This window comes from Natrinema sp. 74 (assembly GCF_046097095.1).
Taxonomy (GTDB): Archaea; Halobacteriota; Halobacteria; order Halobacteriales; family Natrialbaceae; genus Natrinema.
In genome coordinates, this window is sequence record NZ_CP175699.1 from 560,397 (window position 1) to 575,210 (window position 14,814).

At 62.2% G+C, this 14,814-nt stretch carries 9 protein-coding genes and 1 pseudogene; 5 read left to right on the top strand and 5 right to left on the bottom strand.

Going from position 1 to position 14,814, the window contains the following annotated elements; all coding sequences use genetic code 11:
* Positions 1–55 precede the first annotated feature (55 nt).
* The 4 genes from ACJ70B_RS20475 to ACJ70B_RS20490 all read right to left on the bottom strand — a co-directional run bounded on the left by ACJ70B_RS20475 (position 56) and on the right by ACJ70B_RS20490 (position 5,952).
* A complete protein-coding gene (locus ACJ70B_RS20475) occupies positions 56–1,870 on the bottom strand; it encodes an ABC transporter substrate-binding protein (protein WP_408960285.1) in 1,815 nt (604 codons plus the stop codon).
* Positions 1,871–2,021: 151 nt separating this feature from the next.
* The gene (locus ACJ70B_RS20480; RefSeq protein ID WP_408960286.1) at positions 2,022–2,984 is read right to left on the bottom strand and encodes a pectinesterase family protein; all 963 of its coding nucleotides are present in this window, start codon (positions 2,982–2,984) and stop codon (positions 2,022–2,024) included.
* A gap of 301 nt (positions 2,985–3,285) precedes the next feature.
* Positions 3,286–4,353, bottom strand: coding sequence for a Gfo/Idh/MocA family protein (locus ACJ70B_RS20485; RefSeq protein WP_408960287.1), 1,068 nt, complete (start codon positions 4,351–4,353; stop codon positions 3,286–3,288).
* 66 nt (positions 4,354–4,419) lie between these two features.
* Positions 4,420–5,952, bottom strand: coding sequence for a glycoside hydrolase family 28 protein (locus ACJ70B_RS20490; RefSeq protein WP_408960288.1), 1,533 nt, complete (start codon positions 5,950–5,952; stop codon positions 4,420–4,422).
* Between the two features lie 331 nt (positions 5,953–6,283).
* Here ACJ70B_RS20490 and ACJ70B_RS20495 point away from each other — a divergent pair, with 331 nt between their 5' ends.
* A complete protein-coding gene (locus ACJ70B_RS20495) occupies positions 6,284–7,804 on the top strand; it encodes a pectate lyase (RefSeq protein WP_408960289.1) in 1,521 nt (506 codons plus the stop codon).
* A gap of 77 nt (positions 7,805–7,881) precedes the next feature.
* The gene (locus tag ACJ70B_RS20500; protein WP_408960290.1) at positions 7,882–9,123 is read left to right on the top strand and encodes a mandelate racemase/muconate lactonizing enzyme family protein; all 1,242 of its coding nucleotides are present in this window, start codon (positions 7,882–7,884) and stop codon (positions 9,121–9,123) included.
* 1,191 nt (positions 9,124–10,314) lie between these two features.
* On the opposite strand, the pseudogene ACJ70B_RS20505 reads toward ACJ70B_RS20500, so the two are convergent.
* A pseudogene (locus ACJ70B_RS20505) lies at positions 10,315–10,661 on the bottom strand (IS6 family transposase); the annotation flags it as partial.
* Positions 10,662–11,224: 563 nt separating this feature from the next.
* On the opposite strand from ACJ70B_RS20505, the gene ACJ70B_RS20510 reads away from it, so the two are divergent.
* From ACJ70B_RS20510 to ACJ70B_RS20520, 3 genes are all read left to right on the top strand, one after another.
* Positions 11,225–12,187 (top strand): MBL fold metallo-hydrolase, encoded by a 963-nt coding sequence (locus ACJ70B_RS20510; protein ID WP_408960291.1) that lies wholly within the window; start codon positions 11,225–11,227, stop codon positions 12,185–12,187.
* 323 nt (positions 12,188–12,510) lie between these two features.
* A complete protein-coding gene (locus tag ACJ70B_RS20515; RefSeq protein ID WP_408960292.1) occupies positions 12,511–13,512 on the top strand; it encodes a PQQ-binding-like beta-propeller repeat protein in 1,002 nt (333 codons plus the stop codon).
* Positions 13,502–14,794 (top strand): PQQ-binding-like beta-propeller repeat protein, encoded by a 1,293-nt coding sequence (locus ACJ70B_RS20520; protein ID WP_408960293.1) that lies wholly within the window; start codon positions 13,502–13,504, stop codon positions 14,792–14,794. Before ACJ70B_RS20515 ends, ACJ70B_RS20520 begins: the two co-directional genes overlap by 11 nt.
* Positions 14,795–14,814 lie beyond the last annotated feature (20 nt).

The window sequence follows — 14,814 nt, forward strand, 5'->3', positions numbered from 1 at the left end:
GACACACGTTAATTAAACTAGTAGACGAAGCACGGTCGACTGCGGCGTCGACCGGCTACTCGTCGCCGACGTATCGGATCGTTCCGTCTTTCATCTTGGGAGTGACGTATAACGCGTCGTCTACCCCGTCGAGGACCGCCTTCTGTGAGTCGATCTCCCAGTTACCGCTGTCGTACGCGCCGGCGTCGGGCTGGTACATCGCTTCCATCTCGGGGAGTTCCTGGTTCCACCACCACATGAGTTCCTTGTGGTACTGCGGATCGCCCGTGGACTGCCATTGGCGGATATGCTCCTCGACGTTAATCGTCTGCATGCCGTCTCCCCCATCTGGATCGCCGACCGGCATCGGCACCTCGGTCTCGGGCTCGAAGTGGGTGATCGATTGGATCCAGTTCGGCACGAGGTCGAGTGTCCACATCGCCGTAATGCCGTTCGCGGACGACCCGTCAGGCATGATGTGATAGTCCCCAGACGTCCGCCGCTCGTCGAGCGTCGCATCGTCGACCTGATTTTGCTTGATAGCGATGCCGAAGTCCTTGAGATTCTTCTGGAGGATTTGGTGATCCTGACGTTTGACACCGTTCATCCAGTTGATTTCGAAGCGGTCTCCGTTCGGCCGATACCAGTTTCCATCGTCCCGCTGGTAGCCTGCGTCGTTGAGTAGTTCCGTCGCGCGTTCGGTATCGTTCTGGCCGTAGAGGGTAAAGTCCTGTACCCAGTCGGCCGCATCGTGGGACCCCTCTTCGAGGATATTTCCGGGAACGCGACACGGCGCCCAGTTAAAGGGTCGATTCACGCCCTGGAGGAGTTGCGGCAGTTTCTCGCGATCGAATACGTGACAGACCGCTTGCCGAACCCGACGGTCCGAAAACGGCGTGTCGTGATTGTGTCCGTGACCGCAATTGAACGCAAACAGCCTGTTCGCAGAGAGCGTCTCGCGGAACAGGGTATGTCCCTGTGGCATCTGCCTGCGAAGGTCATCCGCAACCGGGAACCCGCTGTGTGCGGCGTCGACCTCCTGTGCGGAGTACGGCTGTGTCGGCTTCCCGCTCTCGTAGAGATCGAGCGTGAACTCCTCGAGATCGATATTGCCGGAGTTCGGGTGGTCTTCGTACACGTTCATGACGATAGAGGTGTCCCCGAGTTCGGTAATCTGGAACACGCCGTTGCCGACGGTGTCCTTGCTGAGCGCCGGCTTGCTGCTCGTCGTAATCTCCTCGACGATGGAGCCGTCGCCCTCCTCGAGGCGGGTTCGCCACCCTTCCCAGGGTTCCTCGCCGCTTTTCGTGAAAATCCCTCGCCCCTCGCGGCCGGCGAGGCCGGCGGTGGCGTTCTGGAGCGCCCAGCTCTCGTCAAGCGCGTCGTGGAAACTGACGCGAAGCGTCGTGTCGTCGACTGCTTCGGCGGATTCGACGAGCGGATGCGGGCGCGCGCCGTCTTCCGCCTGCGCCGCGAGGAGGCCGAGCGCGATGTCGAACTGGAGCGCCCAGTCCTTCGCGGTGAGGGAATCGCCGTTGTGCCACGTGAATGCGTCGCTGAGGCGGAACTCCATCGTCGTGTCATCGACCATCCCCCACTCCTGGGCGACGATCGGATACCCCTCGTTCGTCGCGGGGCTGTGGACGACCGCGCGGTCGAAGATATTCGCGCCGGGATGCCAGCAACCGCTCTGCGTGGGATTCCACGGGTTCAGATGGCGGTTCGTCGGCGACGTTCTGCTGGTCGTCGGGTCGAATACGTTAAACGATGCGCCGGTGCTATTCGATCCCCCACCGATACATCCGGCAGCGGCGGTGACCGCACCTGCCACGCCATATCGGAGTACGTCTCGTCTACTCGTGTGGCTTCGCCAGTTGTTAGACTCTGGCATGGTTCCCTTTGAGATGTAAATACATATATAATTACGGGTTGGTCGCTTGCTTCGATACGATCTCCTCTCCGGTGGACACGATTGCTTCGTGAGTGCTCCGCACCGCCGCGATGCGTGCCGAGACGCCGCGCGGTCGAAGTCCCGAAGCGACTCAGGTCGCGTCCTCGAGCCGTTCCGTCGGGTTCCAGCCATCGAACACCGTCTCCAGCGAGGCGTGCTCGGCCGCCGCCGCGTCCGTGAGCCGGTCGGCCCACTCGACGCGCTTTTCGGGGGCGGAGCCGGGACCGCTGTTGTCGTACTCGACGTACGTCGCCGTCTCCTCGTTATCGGGCTCGTGCCAGTTGTGCCATCCCTCGGGTCTGATGTGGTCTCCGAGATAGCAGTGCAGGAACGCGGTCTGTGCGTACGGTCGCCACGGGCGACCGAGATAGAAGGAATCGGCCGGCGCGTCGCCGGTCACCGCACAATTTACGAACACGTAGCCGTAGTCGGACTCTTCGGGCGTCGAAGCGGCCGTGACGTACCCCTTCTCGCCGACGCAGCGGATCTCGCAGTCCTCGAAGACGGCCGTCGCCCAGCCGAAGATGAAATCGACGCGCCCCTCGATGTCGCAATCGCGGTAGTACTGGCGAGTGTCCGCACCGTACGTATAGAGGGTGTCCTGCCAGCCGAGGAACCGACAGTTCTCGAAGACGGCCCGGTCGGCGTCTACCCGAACGGCGACGGCCTGTGCGACGTGATCGGCGTCGTTCTCGAACGTGACATTCCTCGCGGTGAATCCGTCGCCGTTGACGAAGACACTCGCGGATCCCGTCGTCCCGATCTCCTCGCCGTTCTCGTCGGTCTTGTCTGCGTGGTCGTCGTACGTCAGCACCGTCTTCTCAGGTCCGGCTCCGACGAACGTGACGTTTGTCTTCGACTCCGGAAGGACGAGTTTCTCCTCGTACCGACCTGCCTCGATCCGAACGACAGTTCTCGATTTGTTCCAATTGGGAATCGCGTCGATAGCCGCCTGTATCGTCTCGTAATCGCCGCCGTCTTTCGCGACCACGATGTCGTCCGCGTTCGCCGACCGATGCTCCAGTTCGTCGTTCGCCTCCGTGTCGTCCGTCATGTTCGTTACGCCTCTGAATGGCGCTATCACGTTCCATTCCAACCGCCCGTAAAAAAGATTCGACGGCTCGATGCCCCGTCAGTCGCGGCGGTACGGGGGATCGACGGGAAACACCTCCATCACTGCGGCGGGGATGCCAAAGCCCGGCGTGTCGTCGAAGTCGTCGCTGTCGCCCCTTGCAGTAGGGCTGCAAGCACTGCGACGACCAGCAACGCCGTAAACATCGTTGCCCTGCGCTTCGAGCGCCACGCCGTCGCGGATCTCTGCCGGTCCGTTCGCTCCGTCTCGTGGGGAACGATCGCTATTCGAAGACGCCCTCGAGGAAGGGGTACTCCTTGTCGATTTCAATGCGTTCCGCCCGACGACCGGACTCGTAGGCGGCCATCGTCACGACCACCGCCTTCAGCCCGTCGGACACCGTCGCGGGCGGCTCGGTTCCCTCGTCGATGGCCTCGAGGAACGCGCTCCCCTTGCTCAGCCAACGGGTATACTCGAAGTGCGGGTCGTGTTCCGTTCCCTCGCTGTCGATCGTGTGACCGGTCCGGTCGTCCCACTCGCGACCCTCGAGATAGACGGCTCCTTCCTCGTCCCAGATGTGGACGTGTTCGCGCGTTCGCGCGACGATGCCCGTGTCGGAGACGTTCGCCACCGCACCGTTTTCGAACTCGATGTTGACGGTGGACTGCGTGTCGAATAGCTGCTCGTCGTCGTGGAACTGGACGTTCGCGTTGACCTCGGTCGGCTTCAAGCCCGTCGTCCAGAGGATGGCGTCGATGACGTGCGTGCCGACGTTTAGCAGATGGCCGCCGCCGCTGAGTTCCGGGTCCATCCGCCAGTCGTCCATGTTCTCGTAGTAGGACTGCCAGTCGTGGGTAATTTCCCCGGTGATGAAGCGGGGCTCTCGGTCGCCGAGCGCCCAACGGTCCCGTGCCACGTGGTAGGCGGGATTGACATGTCGCTGGTAGCCGACCATGACGACGGTGTCGCTTTCCTCGGCGCGTCGGGTTACGCGGTAGGCGTCTTCGACGTTCGTAGCGAGGGGTTTCTCACAGAGCACGTGGAGGTCCGCCTCCAGGGCCGCCATCGTCTGCTCGTAGTGGAGGCCGTTGGGCGTCGCGATACCGACCGCGTCGAGTCGCTCGTCGTCGAGCAGCCGCTCGTACTCGGTGTACTGGGCCGTCTCCGGAACGCCGAGTTCATCGCCGGCCTCGGCCACCGTCGCCTCGCTTACGTCCTCGAGCGCGACGAGTTCCGCGCCGTCCAGTTCGACGAACTGTTCCGCGAGCCGTCGACCGAGACTGCCGACGCCCGCTACACCGACGGCGATCGTGTCCGTGTCTTCGGTTACTGCGTCTGAATTTCCAGCCATTACGAGATACACTGACAACCAAACGGAAATAGTTGTTTGCTCCCAGGATCGATGTATCCGCCTCGCTCAGTTCTCGTCCACGACGACGCCGTCTCCGGCGTCGATCCTGTCGGCGAGTGAGCCGTGATTACCCGCCAGCGAGACGACGCCGCTGCCGCGTGCCTCAAGGAACGGCTTGGGCGCGGTCGCTCCGTCGCAGCCGCGAACGATCGTTCGGGCCACGTCGTTCGTAACGACGGCCGGGCCGGAGACGTCCGATACGTCGAGTCCGTCGACGGTCACGGAATCGGTCTCCTCGAACGTCAGCGCCGGCCCCTCGGAAGTCGTGATCGCGACGTTGTGAAGGGAGATATCGCCGATTGATTTACAGAACAGGCCGTGGCGCTGTTCGTAGTTGCTCGCCATCGCGGGGCGCAGCCCGGAGGCGTCGAGGTCTCGCGTCGCGTCGATCGCGACGTTCTCGAAACTGATGTTGGCGAAGCGTTGTTCGGGGAGGCCGGCGAGGAAGGCCGCACTTTCCACGTCGCGGGCCGTGATGTTCTGGAAGTGTACGTTCCGGACCATCGGCGTTCCCTCGTCGACGGGGATTCGGTCGCTGTCGATGTCCATGAAGTAGTAGCCGTTGACGACGAACGGACACGCGACGTGGCGCATGACGATGGTATCAAAGCGGAGGTCCTCGACGACGGCACCCCGGTCGCGCTGGGTTTTGATTCGAATGCCGCGGTCAGTATCGGTGAACGTGCAGTTCGAGACCGTCACGTCGCGTACGTCGCCGGACATTTCGCTTCCGATAACGACGCCGCCGTGGCCGGCCTCGACGGTACAGTTCGTGACGGTGATCTGGGCGGCGGGGACGCCGACCTCGCGACCCTCCTCGTTCTTTCCGGACTTGATACAGATCGCGTCATCACCCGCGTTGATGTACGTGTCGCTGATACGGACGTGCTGTGAGGAGTCGATATCGATGCCGTCACCGTTCGGCGCGTCCGCAGGGTTTACCACGTTCACGTCGTGGAGGGTGACGTTGTCGGAGTAGACGACGTGCGTGTTCCAGAACGGCGAGCGCCGCAGCGTCACGCCGGAGACGGAGACGTTTTTGCTGTCGTATACCTGACACAGCGGCGGCCGGAGCGTGAAACTGCTCACGTCGTCTTCCTTCTTGTTTCGCTCGCCGAACTCGGCCAGTCGCTCTACGAGCCCATCGGGAAGTTCCGCATCGTCGGCTTCGTAAAACTGCCACCAGTAGTCGCCTTGTCCGTCGATCGTTCCACGACCGGTGATCTCCACGTTCTCGGCCTCGAATATCCGAAGACACGGGTGGAAGCCGACCTGGTCCCATCCCTCCCAGCGGCTCTCGGTGCTCGAGAAGGCCTCGTAGTCACGGACGAACAGGAGCGTCGCGCCGGCGTCTATCTGGAGCGTCGTGTCGTCGCCCACGACCAGCGGCGCGGTCACGTACTCTCCGGGCGGGAGCCGAACCGTTCCGCCGCTCGCAGCGGCCTCGTCGAGTGCCGACTGGAGTACGTCGGTATCCCGCTGATCGCCGTCGCCCGCTGCTCCGCGTTGCTGCACGTCGATGACAGCCTCGGATGCCATGCCGCTTCGTTTCAGCAGTATACGAATAAGCGTTGTGACGATCACGGGCGAACTGTCAGCCAACGGTTCGACACCGGTTCGGTCTCGGACGGCCAGATGTCGACGGCCGGAGTGCGTCCGCTCTCGAGCACTGGTTCGATACGGTGGTCGGCGGCGACTTCGACGGACGTCCACTGCCTCTCGATTGAGAACGCGAGCCAAAAAGAGGAATACGGCACGCGACAGCAACGAATCCGGGCGACACACGTCACCGGCACCGCTCCCAATTAGCGACGCCGGATGTGTCACCGACGCCCGAACACACAAGGCCCGCTGTGAGTAACGAGACCGTATGGCTGCTCCTTCCGCGAGCGAAATCATCGACGGCGTGCGGACTCACGTCGACACGGTTCTCGAACACGCCCGCGACGACTACGGCGACGAACGGACGCCGCTCCTCGTCGACGCGCTCGATGCGACGACGCTGACCGGTATCGCGTACGACGGCCGCGACGTCGCCGACGGCCGACTCTCGAATTTCGCCCTCCAGCAGTCGTTTCTCCGCGCGCTCGTCGGTCTGAGCGAGGTTACCGGTGACGGAACGTATCGTTTGACCGCCGACGAGCTCACCGCCTGGACGTTCGAACATGTCACCGACGACGCCGGCCTGCCGTACTGGGGCGGACACGCCGCCTACGATCTCGAGGCCGACGCGGTCGTCGTCGGCAAGAGCGACCACGAACTCAAGTGCGAGTACCCGTTCTACGAGTATCTCTACGACGTGGCCCCCGAGGCTACCCGGCAGTTCGTCGAGGCGTTCTGGAACGCCCACGTACTCGACTGGGCAGCTCTCGATTTCAACCGTCACGGCGGCTGGAACGAGCCGATGGGGGACCTCTGGGATCACGAGTACGAGGGCGGCGACGTGTTCTTCTGGGGCGACGGGCTCACCTTCGTCAATACCGGCAGCGATCTCTACTACGCGGCCGGACTCCTCGCCGATTTCACCGGTGCGGACGACCCCCTGACGTGGTCGAAGCGGCTCGCACGGCGGTATGTCGAGACGAGACAGGAGCCCGGAATCAGCGGCTACCAGTTCAGCCAACACGCGAGTTACTGCAACGGCCCCGACATCCGGGGCGACCGGGCGCAGTATCAGTTCGCACCGTACATCCACGGCGATCACCGCGTCTTCGAGGGCACGCTGTTTCGCCCCCGTCCGATCGTACAGCGCCAGCAGTTCGCGCTGGCAGCCCGATTGGGCGAGCGCGGCGCACCGTTCGCCCGATGGGCGCTCGAGGAACTCCGGGCATGGCGCGAGGCCGCCTATCAGCCGGTCGAAAACGAGTTCGAACCGATGCTCACCGACGGGTTGAGTCTCGAGGGGTTCGTCGTCCGCCGAGAGGGCTATTTCGGTCCGAAGGGACGGGTCATCGGCCCGATCGAGGCCGGCCCGGACTTCCTCTGGACGTACGCTCGCGCGTATCGAGCGAGCGGCGATGACGTGTGCTACGCGACGGCGCGAGACATCGCCGCCGGTCTCGGACTCGGCGACATCGGCGACCCCGACGCGCGGCCGGCACTCGACGTCGATCCGGCTCCCGATGCGGTCGGACCGGCGCTGGTCTGTGCGCTCCTCGAACTGTTCCGGGCCAGCGGCGACGATTCGTATCTCGACGCCGCCGGCCGCGTCGGTGGTCGCCTTCTGGACGACCGGGAGAACGGCCTGTTTACCGACGGGTCGGGCCGGGCGGTTCTCGACGATCCGACGCCGCTCGCGCTCGTTCGGCTGGCCAGCGCGCTCCGTGGCGACTCCCTCGACGCCCTTCCGACGCCGGTCGGCGACCGAAAGACGCCGTCCGGTGGGGTGTGACAGGCGCTCCGCGACGCCGGACTCGAGCGCTCGAGACGGGGCGGGGAATTTATGTGACCACAGCTTGGTCTCAAAATATGCACATTACAGACGTCAGAGGGTTCGCGCTCTCCTCCCCGATCGAGCCGCCACAAGACCGAGACTTCCACGGCGGGACTCGCCGTTTGCTGAAACGCGATGTCGTACTCGCCGTCGTCGAGACCGCAGACGGACTCCGCGGGGCCGCGTCGGCGGGCGCAACGAGTTCCGCGATGCGAGAGTACTTCGAGGGAGATTCCCACGGCACCTTCGCCGACGTCCTCGAGAACGAAGTCGCCGACGCGCTGGAAGGCGAGGAGATCGACGAAATCACGGACGCCCACGAACGCATCGAGGCCACGGCCCTCCCCGCCCGCCTCGAGACGAAGGCGATCTCCGCGGTTGACGTGGCCTTACACGACATCCGCGGGAAGGAACTCGGTGCACCGGTGTACGAACTCCTCCACGAGCGATACGAAGACCCGCCTGCCCCGGCCACCGTGCTTCCGCTCTACGCGAGTTCCGGGATGTACATGGAGCCGGCGGAGTTCGCAGAACAGGCCGGCTACGTCGAAGAGGCCGGGTTCTTCGGCTACAAATACAGGCCAGGGATCGGTCCCGACGCCGACCGCCGGACCATCGACCGCGTCTCGGAAGCGCTCGACGAGACCGAACTGATGCTCGACGCACACACATGGTGGAAACTCGAAGACGGGTACGACGACGAGACCGTCGACGAGATCGTCTCCTACGCCGACGAACAGGGCGCGTACTGGATCGAAGAACCGGTCGCACCGGACGACTACGCGGGTTACGAGCGCCTCGCGGCGACCGGAGCGACACTCGCAGGCGGCGAGAGTGAGTCGTCTCCCGACGGACTGCTCGCGCTCGCCGAGACCGGTGCCGTCGATTTCCTTCAGGGAGACGTCCGTCACCACCGCGGATTCACCGGCTGCCACCGCGCTATCGAGTACTGCCGCGGTCGAGACATCGAGTTCGTCCCCCACAACTTCGGCACCTGGCTTGGCCTACTCGCGAACGCACACCTCGTCGCCGCCGCACCCGACGTCGACCTCGTCGAGTACCCGATTTTCGAGAACGACCCACTCGTCGACGCCTCGGGCGATCCCGGAATGTATCCGTTCGATCTCGCGTTCGACATCGTCGACGGTCGGCCCCCGGTCGAGAACGGCCGGCTCACCGTGCCCGATGAGCCTGGCCTCGGCATCGACATCGATCTCGAGGTGATCGAGGAGTACCCCTTCATCGAAGGGGCCTGGACCGAGTTCCACTACGCGTAGCGCGCTTGAAGCGCCGGCACAGGTCACGTAAATTCCGCCCTCCTCCTTTTCGACCATTGACGGCCTGATACGCCGATCATAAAAGAGGCGGCTCGAGGGCGCGGTGGCCGAGCGCGGCGAGCGTTGACGATACTTCGATGTAGCGAGGAAGCAGTAATCGGTGCATCGTTCCCCTACCGGGAATACCAGTTCCCGGTCGGTTGCCGAACCCTGCCTCGGTCGGAATCGGAGAGCCTCCATACCGACCGAGAACGGTATTTTTGATCGGAAAACCGCTGCCGATAGCGGATAGTTCGATTGATCGGTTTTGCAACCACCATCATCTATCAATTGTCAGCAAAGGCGCGAAGGTGTGTAGAATGTAACTATATGATTCGTATCTATGAACGGATTCGTTACTAATCACCAAAATTAATTAGTGAAGCGGGGATTCTTTTGACGTAGCACAAGGTGACAACCTGTTTGCTACAGGAGAACGAGTACGGAGAAGGCTACTACCGGACACAAGTTGAGATTGCGCACTCACTGCCCGCGATCCGCTACGGCCGTCGCTCGACGCGGTCGTTCGAATCGTCTCTCGATTGTCGGCCATTGTCACTCCGCGCCCGTCGACCTCGACTCTTCGCTGCTCAACTTTGATATTCCTCTCTATCGACAGTCTGTCTCCGTTCCTCGGATGATCTTGTCGAACGGAACGTAGTCGTCCGGAGACCGTTCCCAACTGGGGAACGCCATCGCCTCGATTCGTTCGGTTTCAGCAGCCTGCCGATGAACTAGGAGAAAGCAGGCTAATCGAAAGGACCCGCGAACCGCCGCTTTCAGTCGTATACACGCACCATGGTAACTATAAGTAGGAAGAAGTGTGATGAATGCGGTGTGGAAACAGCTGGTAGAAACCATGCGCTGAGTATTACATATGTACTGGTGTAATTTCCCACCCATGTAGAAAATATTTAATAGCCCAAAGAAGCGTCAGCGATCAAGAGATTCGGGATTCGATGTCTGCAAGGACAGTATGTTCGCCCTCGAGCGCTTGTGTGTTCCCATGCAACGGCGCTACGACAAGATACGGAACGTGCGATTTGAAACGGTCGACACTCGTCGTGAGTTAATTATCATCGAACAAATTCGATAGCATGAACGAAGTGTCACCGTCTAGTTTAGCACCTCTGCCGAATTATGTTTATTTTGTTACTTTTTCTTGCACTGTGTGTTGGAGTAGTGTACGAACTAATCAACCTATTCGCGGCGCTTGCCCGACTGCCAACACGTGAGGTATGGAAGCGATCAACTCGCGTCTCGATGGTCTAAAACCATTGTACGTTGTAATTTCGGTCGACATGATCAAATTGACTGCTCAACCCTAACCGGGAAACGGTAGTCAGATAGCCGTAGCTATCGACTAAAAACTTAGCCGCAGAAAGATCGTGGTTCGCAGTCAACCGATGCAGGAACACAACGGCTGGACCGGTGCCTCATCATCCAAATACTGCGACATCGAGAATCAGTCTATCGGTTGTGTCTATTGTAGCACCTACTCAAGACCCATTCTGCAAGAACTGTTCTCGATTTCGACGGAACACCCGAACATGTCATAGAATCGATTCAGATGTCGCATTTCGACTAATGGAGTTTTTCTGAGGTTAACTGTTCCGTACTCAAGTTCAACTTTGGTCGTGCCGATTCCACCACCTTCGATAAAGAACGTTTGTGTTTCTGCATGGCTGTAAGTGGATTTGTTCAATTATATTTATATTATTTCTATTCTCGGGGCAGCCTGAACTTTTCTCCAAATTTCTATCAAATTTTCTCGGTTTCGTTCATAGTATTCCTCCTTGAGTGGTGTGGCCGCTTATCTGGTTGGCCGCCGCCATCGGTGGAATTATATGGCTCGCTCGAACGATTAAGCGCGTAATTCGGGACGACCGTGAGGAGTTATTTAAAAGCCTAGATGGCTTCGGCTGTTTCGGGACAGAATACGTCATCTCGATGTAGAACACCAATTCGATCGATCCGTCACATCCACGGATACCACGCCGGCCACCCGTCGGGCGCACAGATTGCCGTATCGATTTTACCTCGAGGGGGAGAACGGCTACGTATGGACGCTGTGCAAACGCTCGAGATTCCGACGCCGTTCGATGTAGGACGAGTAAATTGCTATGTCTTCGCTACGGACGAGTTGACGGTACTCGATCCCGGACCGTCGACGGAGGCGGCGTACGAAGAACTCGAAGCCGGACTAAACGCGCAGGGATTCGCCGTCGCCGATGTCGACCGAGTGCTCATTACGCACCCACACATGGACCACTTCGGACTCGCTGCTCGGGTCGTCGAAGCGTCCGATGCCCGTACCGTCGCACACCGGGATGCGACGAGGCCCCTCGCCGATCCGATCGCACACTTCGACCGCGAGCGGACCTTCTTCAAGCCGTTTCTGACGACGATGGGCGTGCCAGAGCAGATCGCCGAAACCGCCGTCACGCTCCCCGAAGCGTATACGGAGTATCAAGAGCCGCTCGCGGTCGACCGCGAACTGACAGACGGCGAGACTGTCGATATCGGTGTCGACCTGACCGCCGTCCACACGCCCGGCCACGCCCCGGGATCCGTGTGTTTCGTCCGTGAGACGGAGCCGATCGCGTTCACCGGTGACCACGTGCTCCAGCACATCTCTCCGAACCCGCTTCTCACGGTCGCACCAGGAACCGACGACGAACGGACGCGAAGCCTCCCGACGTATCTCGACTCGTTACACACGATCCAAGCGGTCGACGCCGAGGTCGGCCACGGCGGCCACGGGGAGATGATTTCGGACCTGAACGGTCGCGCCGAGGAGATTCTCGACCATCACCACCGCCGAAAGAATCGAATCGCGGATCTGATCGGAGAGACGGGTCCGATGACGGCCTACGAGGTCATGCAAGAGCTGTTTCCCGATCTCCCGGCGACGGAGGTCTTCCCCGGGATGTCCGAGGTGATCGGCCATCTTGACCTGCTCGAGGACGAAGACCGCGTCGCCATCAGCGAAGCAGACGGTATCCGGCAGTACGCGCTACGGTGAACCGATCGCCGGGACGGTCGGTGGACGTTCCCGGTCGCAACTCGAGCGGCGGCCACGAAATTCAGCGCAGGGCCACTCTTCGGAAGCGGTCCGGTCGACGGAAGTACGTGAAATAGCGGGGTTAAAGGAAGTCTGGTAGAACTGAAGAATAAATGCCCTCCTTCACCCGCAGAAACACATTGAAAGTACTCCCCGCCTTCGCTGTCGGCTTCAGCGGCTGCAGTGCTCTCAGCGGCGATGACGATTCCCTCCCTGCGCCCACGCGATGGCGGATCCACTTTGACGAACCAACGCCGGTTAGCTCCCCGTCCGACGGTCCCTTAGTGGTTGGCTCACGGGGCCCGTTCGACGATACCCCGGTCCTGAGCGGCCGCGACCCGGAGACCGGCGACGAACTGTGGACCGTTCCCGGGCAGACGGGCCGCAAGTCCCCGATCGGGACCGACAAAACGTTCGCGTACGGTTTCACGAAGGCCGCGGAGGCATTCGCCGTCGACTATCGGCGCGGCGAGGTCGAATGGAAGGTGCCGATAGCGCCGATCGACGAGGCCGATCCGGGCGTCGTCCAGTTCGCGCCGATCCCCCTCGGTGACCGGGTCGTCGTCCCCGTCTCGGGGACCGAGGACGATATCCCAGATAGACTCGAGACGTTCGACCGGGCCACCGGCGAGCACATGTTCGATCACGACCTCGCGTCGTCTCTCGCGGGCGCGCCGGCCACTGACGGTGTTGCTGTTCTCGTGTCACTGCTGGACGGAACGCTCCGCCGGATCGCAGCCGACGGGACGGAGGATTGGCGCGTCGATCTCGGCACACCCGTTTCGGACGTGACGATTGCCGACGGCACAGCCTACGTCGGCAGCCCGACCGAACACCTGCTGGCCGTCGACGTTGCAACGGGTGACGAGCAGTGGCGCGCCCCCTTGGAGAACACGCTGCTTACGCGCCCGTTAGTCGTCGGAGATCGGGTGTTCGTCGGCGGTGCAGACTACTATCTGGCCGCGTTCGATCGAGCGAGCGGAACCCGACAATGGCGCACGGAACTGGCAAACGCCGTCACGTTCGGTCCGACCGTCGTCGGTGACAGACTGGTCACGCTCGTCGGAGGTGCAGGCCGGCACCGAGGACCGGGCGGAACTGTGCCGTCCTCGCCGACTGTTCTGTACGTTCACGATACCGCTGGCGAGCAGATCCGACAGTATCGATTCGAGGGCTACCTCGAGGGCGGATCGGTCATGTGGGCCGTAGCGACCGACGACGGCGTCTACCTCGGGCAGGAGTGGCAACTCGCCCGGCTCGCCCAGGAGGTGCTCAATGCCGAGTGAGCGCTCGCCGCGTCGAGACGGCGACTCGCGGCGAGATGTGACCGAACAGGCAGCGGTGGCGGCCGATCAGCGATGGAGTACGCGCCGGCGTGCCCTGCAGGCGATCGGCGCGGCCGGCGCTGTCGCCGTCGCCGGCTGTTCGAACCTGGTGTCGTTCGGTGGACCGTCGCCGGACTGGCGACGAACGATGTCGAACGCGAGTGCGGCCAGTCCACCGGCCGTCAACGACGACGTCCTCCTCGTCGGTGCACAGGACAAGCAACTGTACGCGTTCGACGCGACCAACGGCGACCGGGCGTTCACGTACGAGACGGGCGGTCCGATAACGGCTCGCCCCGTTGCGTCCGCGGGCGACGGTCTCGCCCACGTTCGGAGCACCGACGGCGATATCTACGCAGTCGATACGTCGGGCGAGTGCCTGTGGAGTCACGAAGGCAGTTCCCAGTACGGCGAACTCGCGACGTCGGGCTCGCTACTCGTCGAGACCGGGTTGGAGTCTGGTGACTCGAGCCTTCGCGGCTTTGACGCGGCGACCGGAGACGTCCGATTTACGTCGTCGACGGGCCGCTATCGGCGCTCCGGCCTGACGGCCGCTGGGCTCGCTCTTTCCGTGCCAGCCGGCAGCGACAGGTTCCGCGTCGCCGTCCTGTCGCTGGCTGACGGGAGCGTTCGGTGGGAGACCGATCCCCACCCGTCTTCCGTGGGAATTGTCGCCGACGAGAACCTTGTTGTGACCTCCCACGACACCACCGTCACAGCGTACGAGATCGGTGACGGGACGCGACAGTGGAAACGGACGCGAAACGACGTCCAGTCGCTAGTCGGGCCCGTTCTCGGAGCGCAGGTGTATCTCACCTACGAGGCCGGCGATCGAGCCGGAATCCTCGCCCTCGACCGAGCGACCGGGGCTGTCCGTTGGCAACAGCCAACCGGCTATCAGATCCGACACATCGAACCGAGCGCCGACGCCATCTTCGTCGGGAGTCGGGTCGCCGACCCTGATGGCGGTACCAACGGCCGACTCGACTGTTTCGAATCCGACGGAACGCGGCGCTGGAAGACCGTCTCGACGGTTCCTGACATCGAGAATGTCGCTCTCTTCGAACAAACGGTTCTCCTCGCGGCAGAGCGAGAACTCGTCGCACTTGACCGATCGACCGGTGCGACGAAGTGGACCCACGAGCCGAAATCCGCCAGCCGGTTCGCCCTGGTCACGGCTGCGAATTCGGCCTACGTCTCGTATCTCGACGATGGAGCGGTCGCGAAATTTTCGCTTTCGTAACCGGCCGCCCGTTGTCTGGC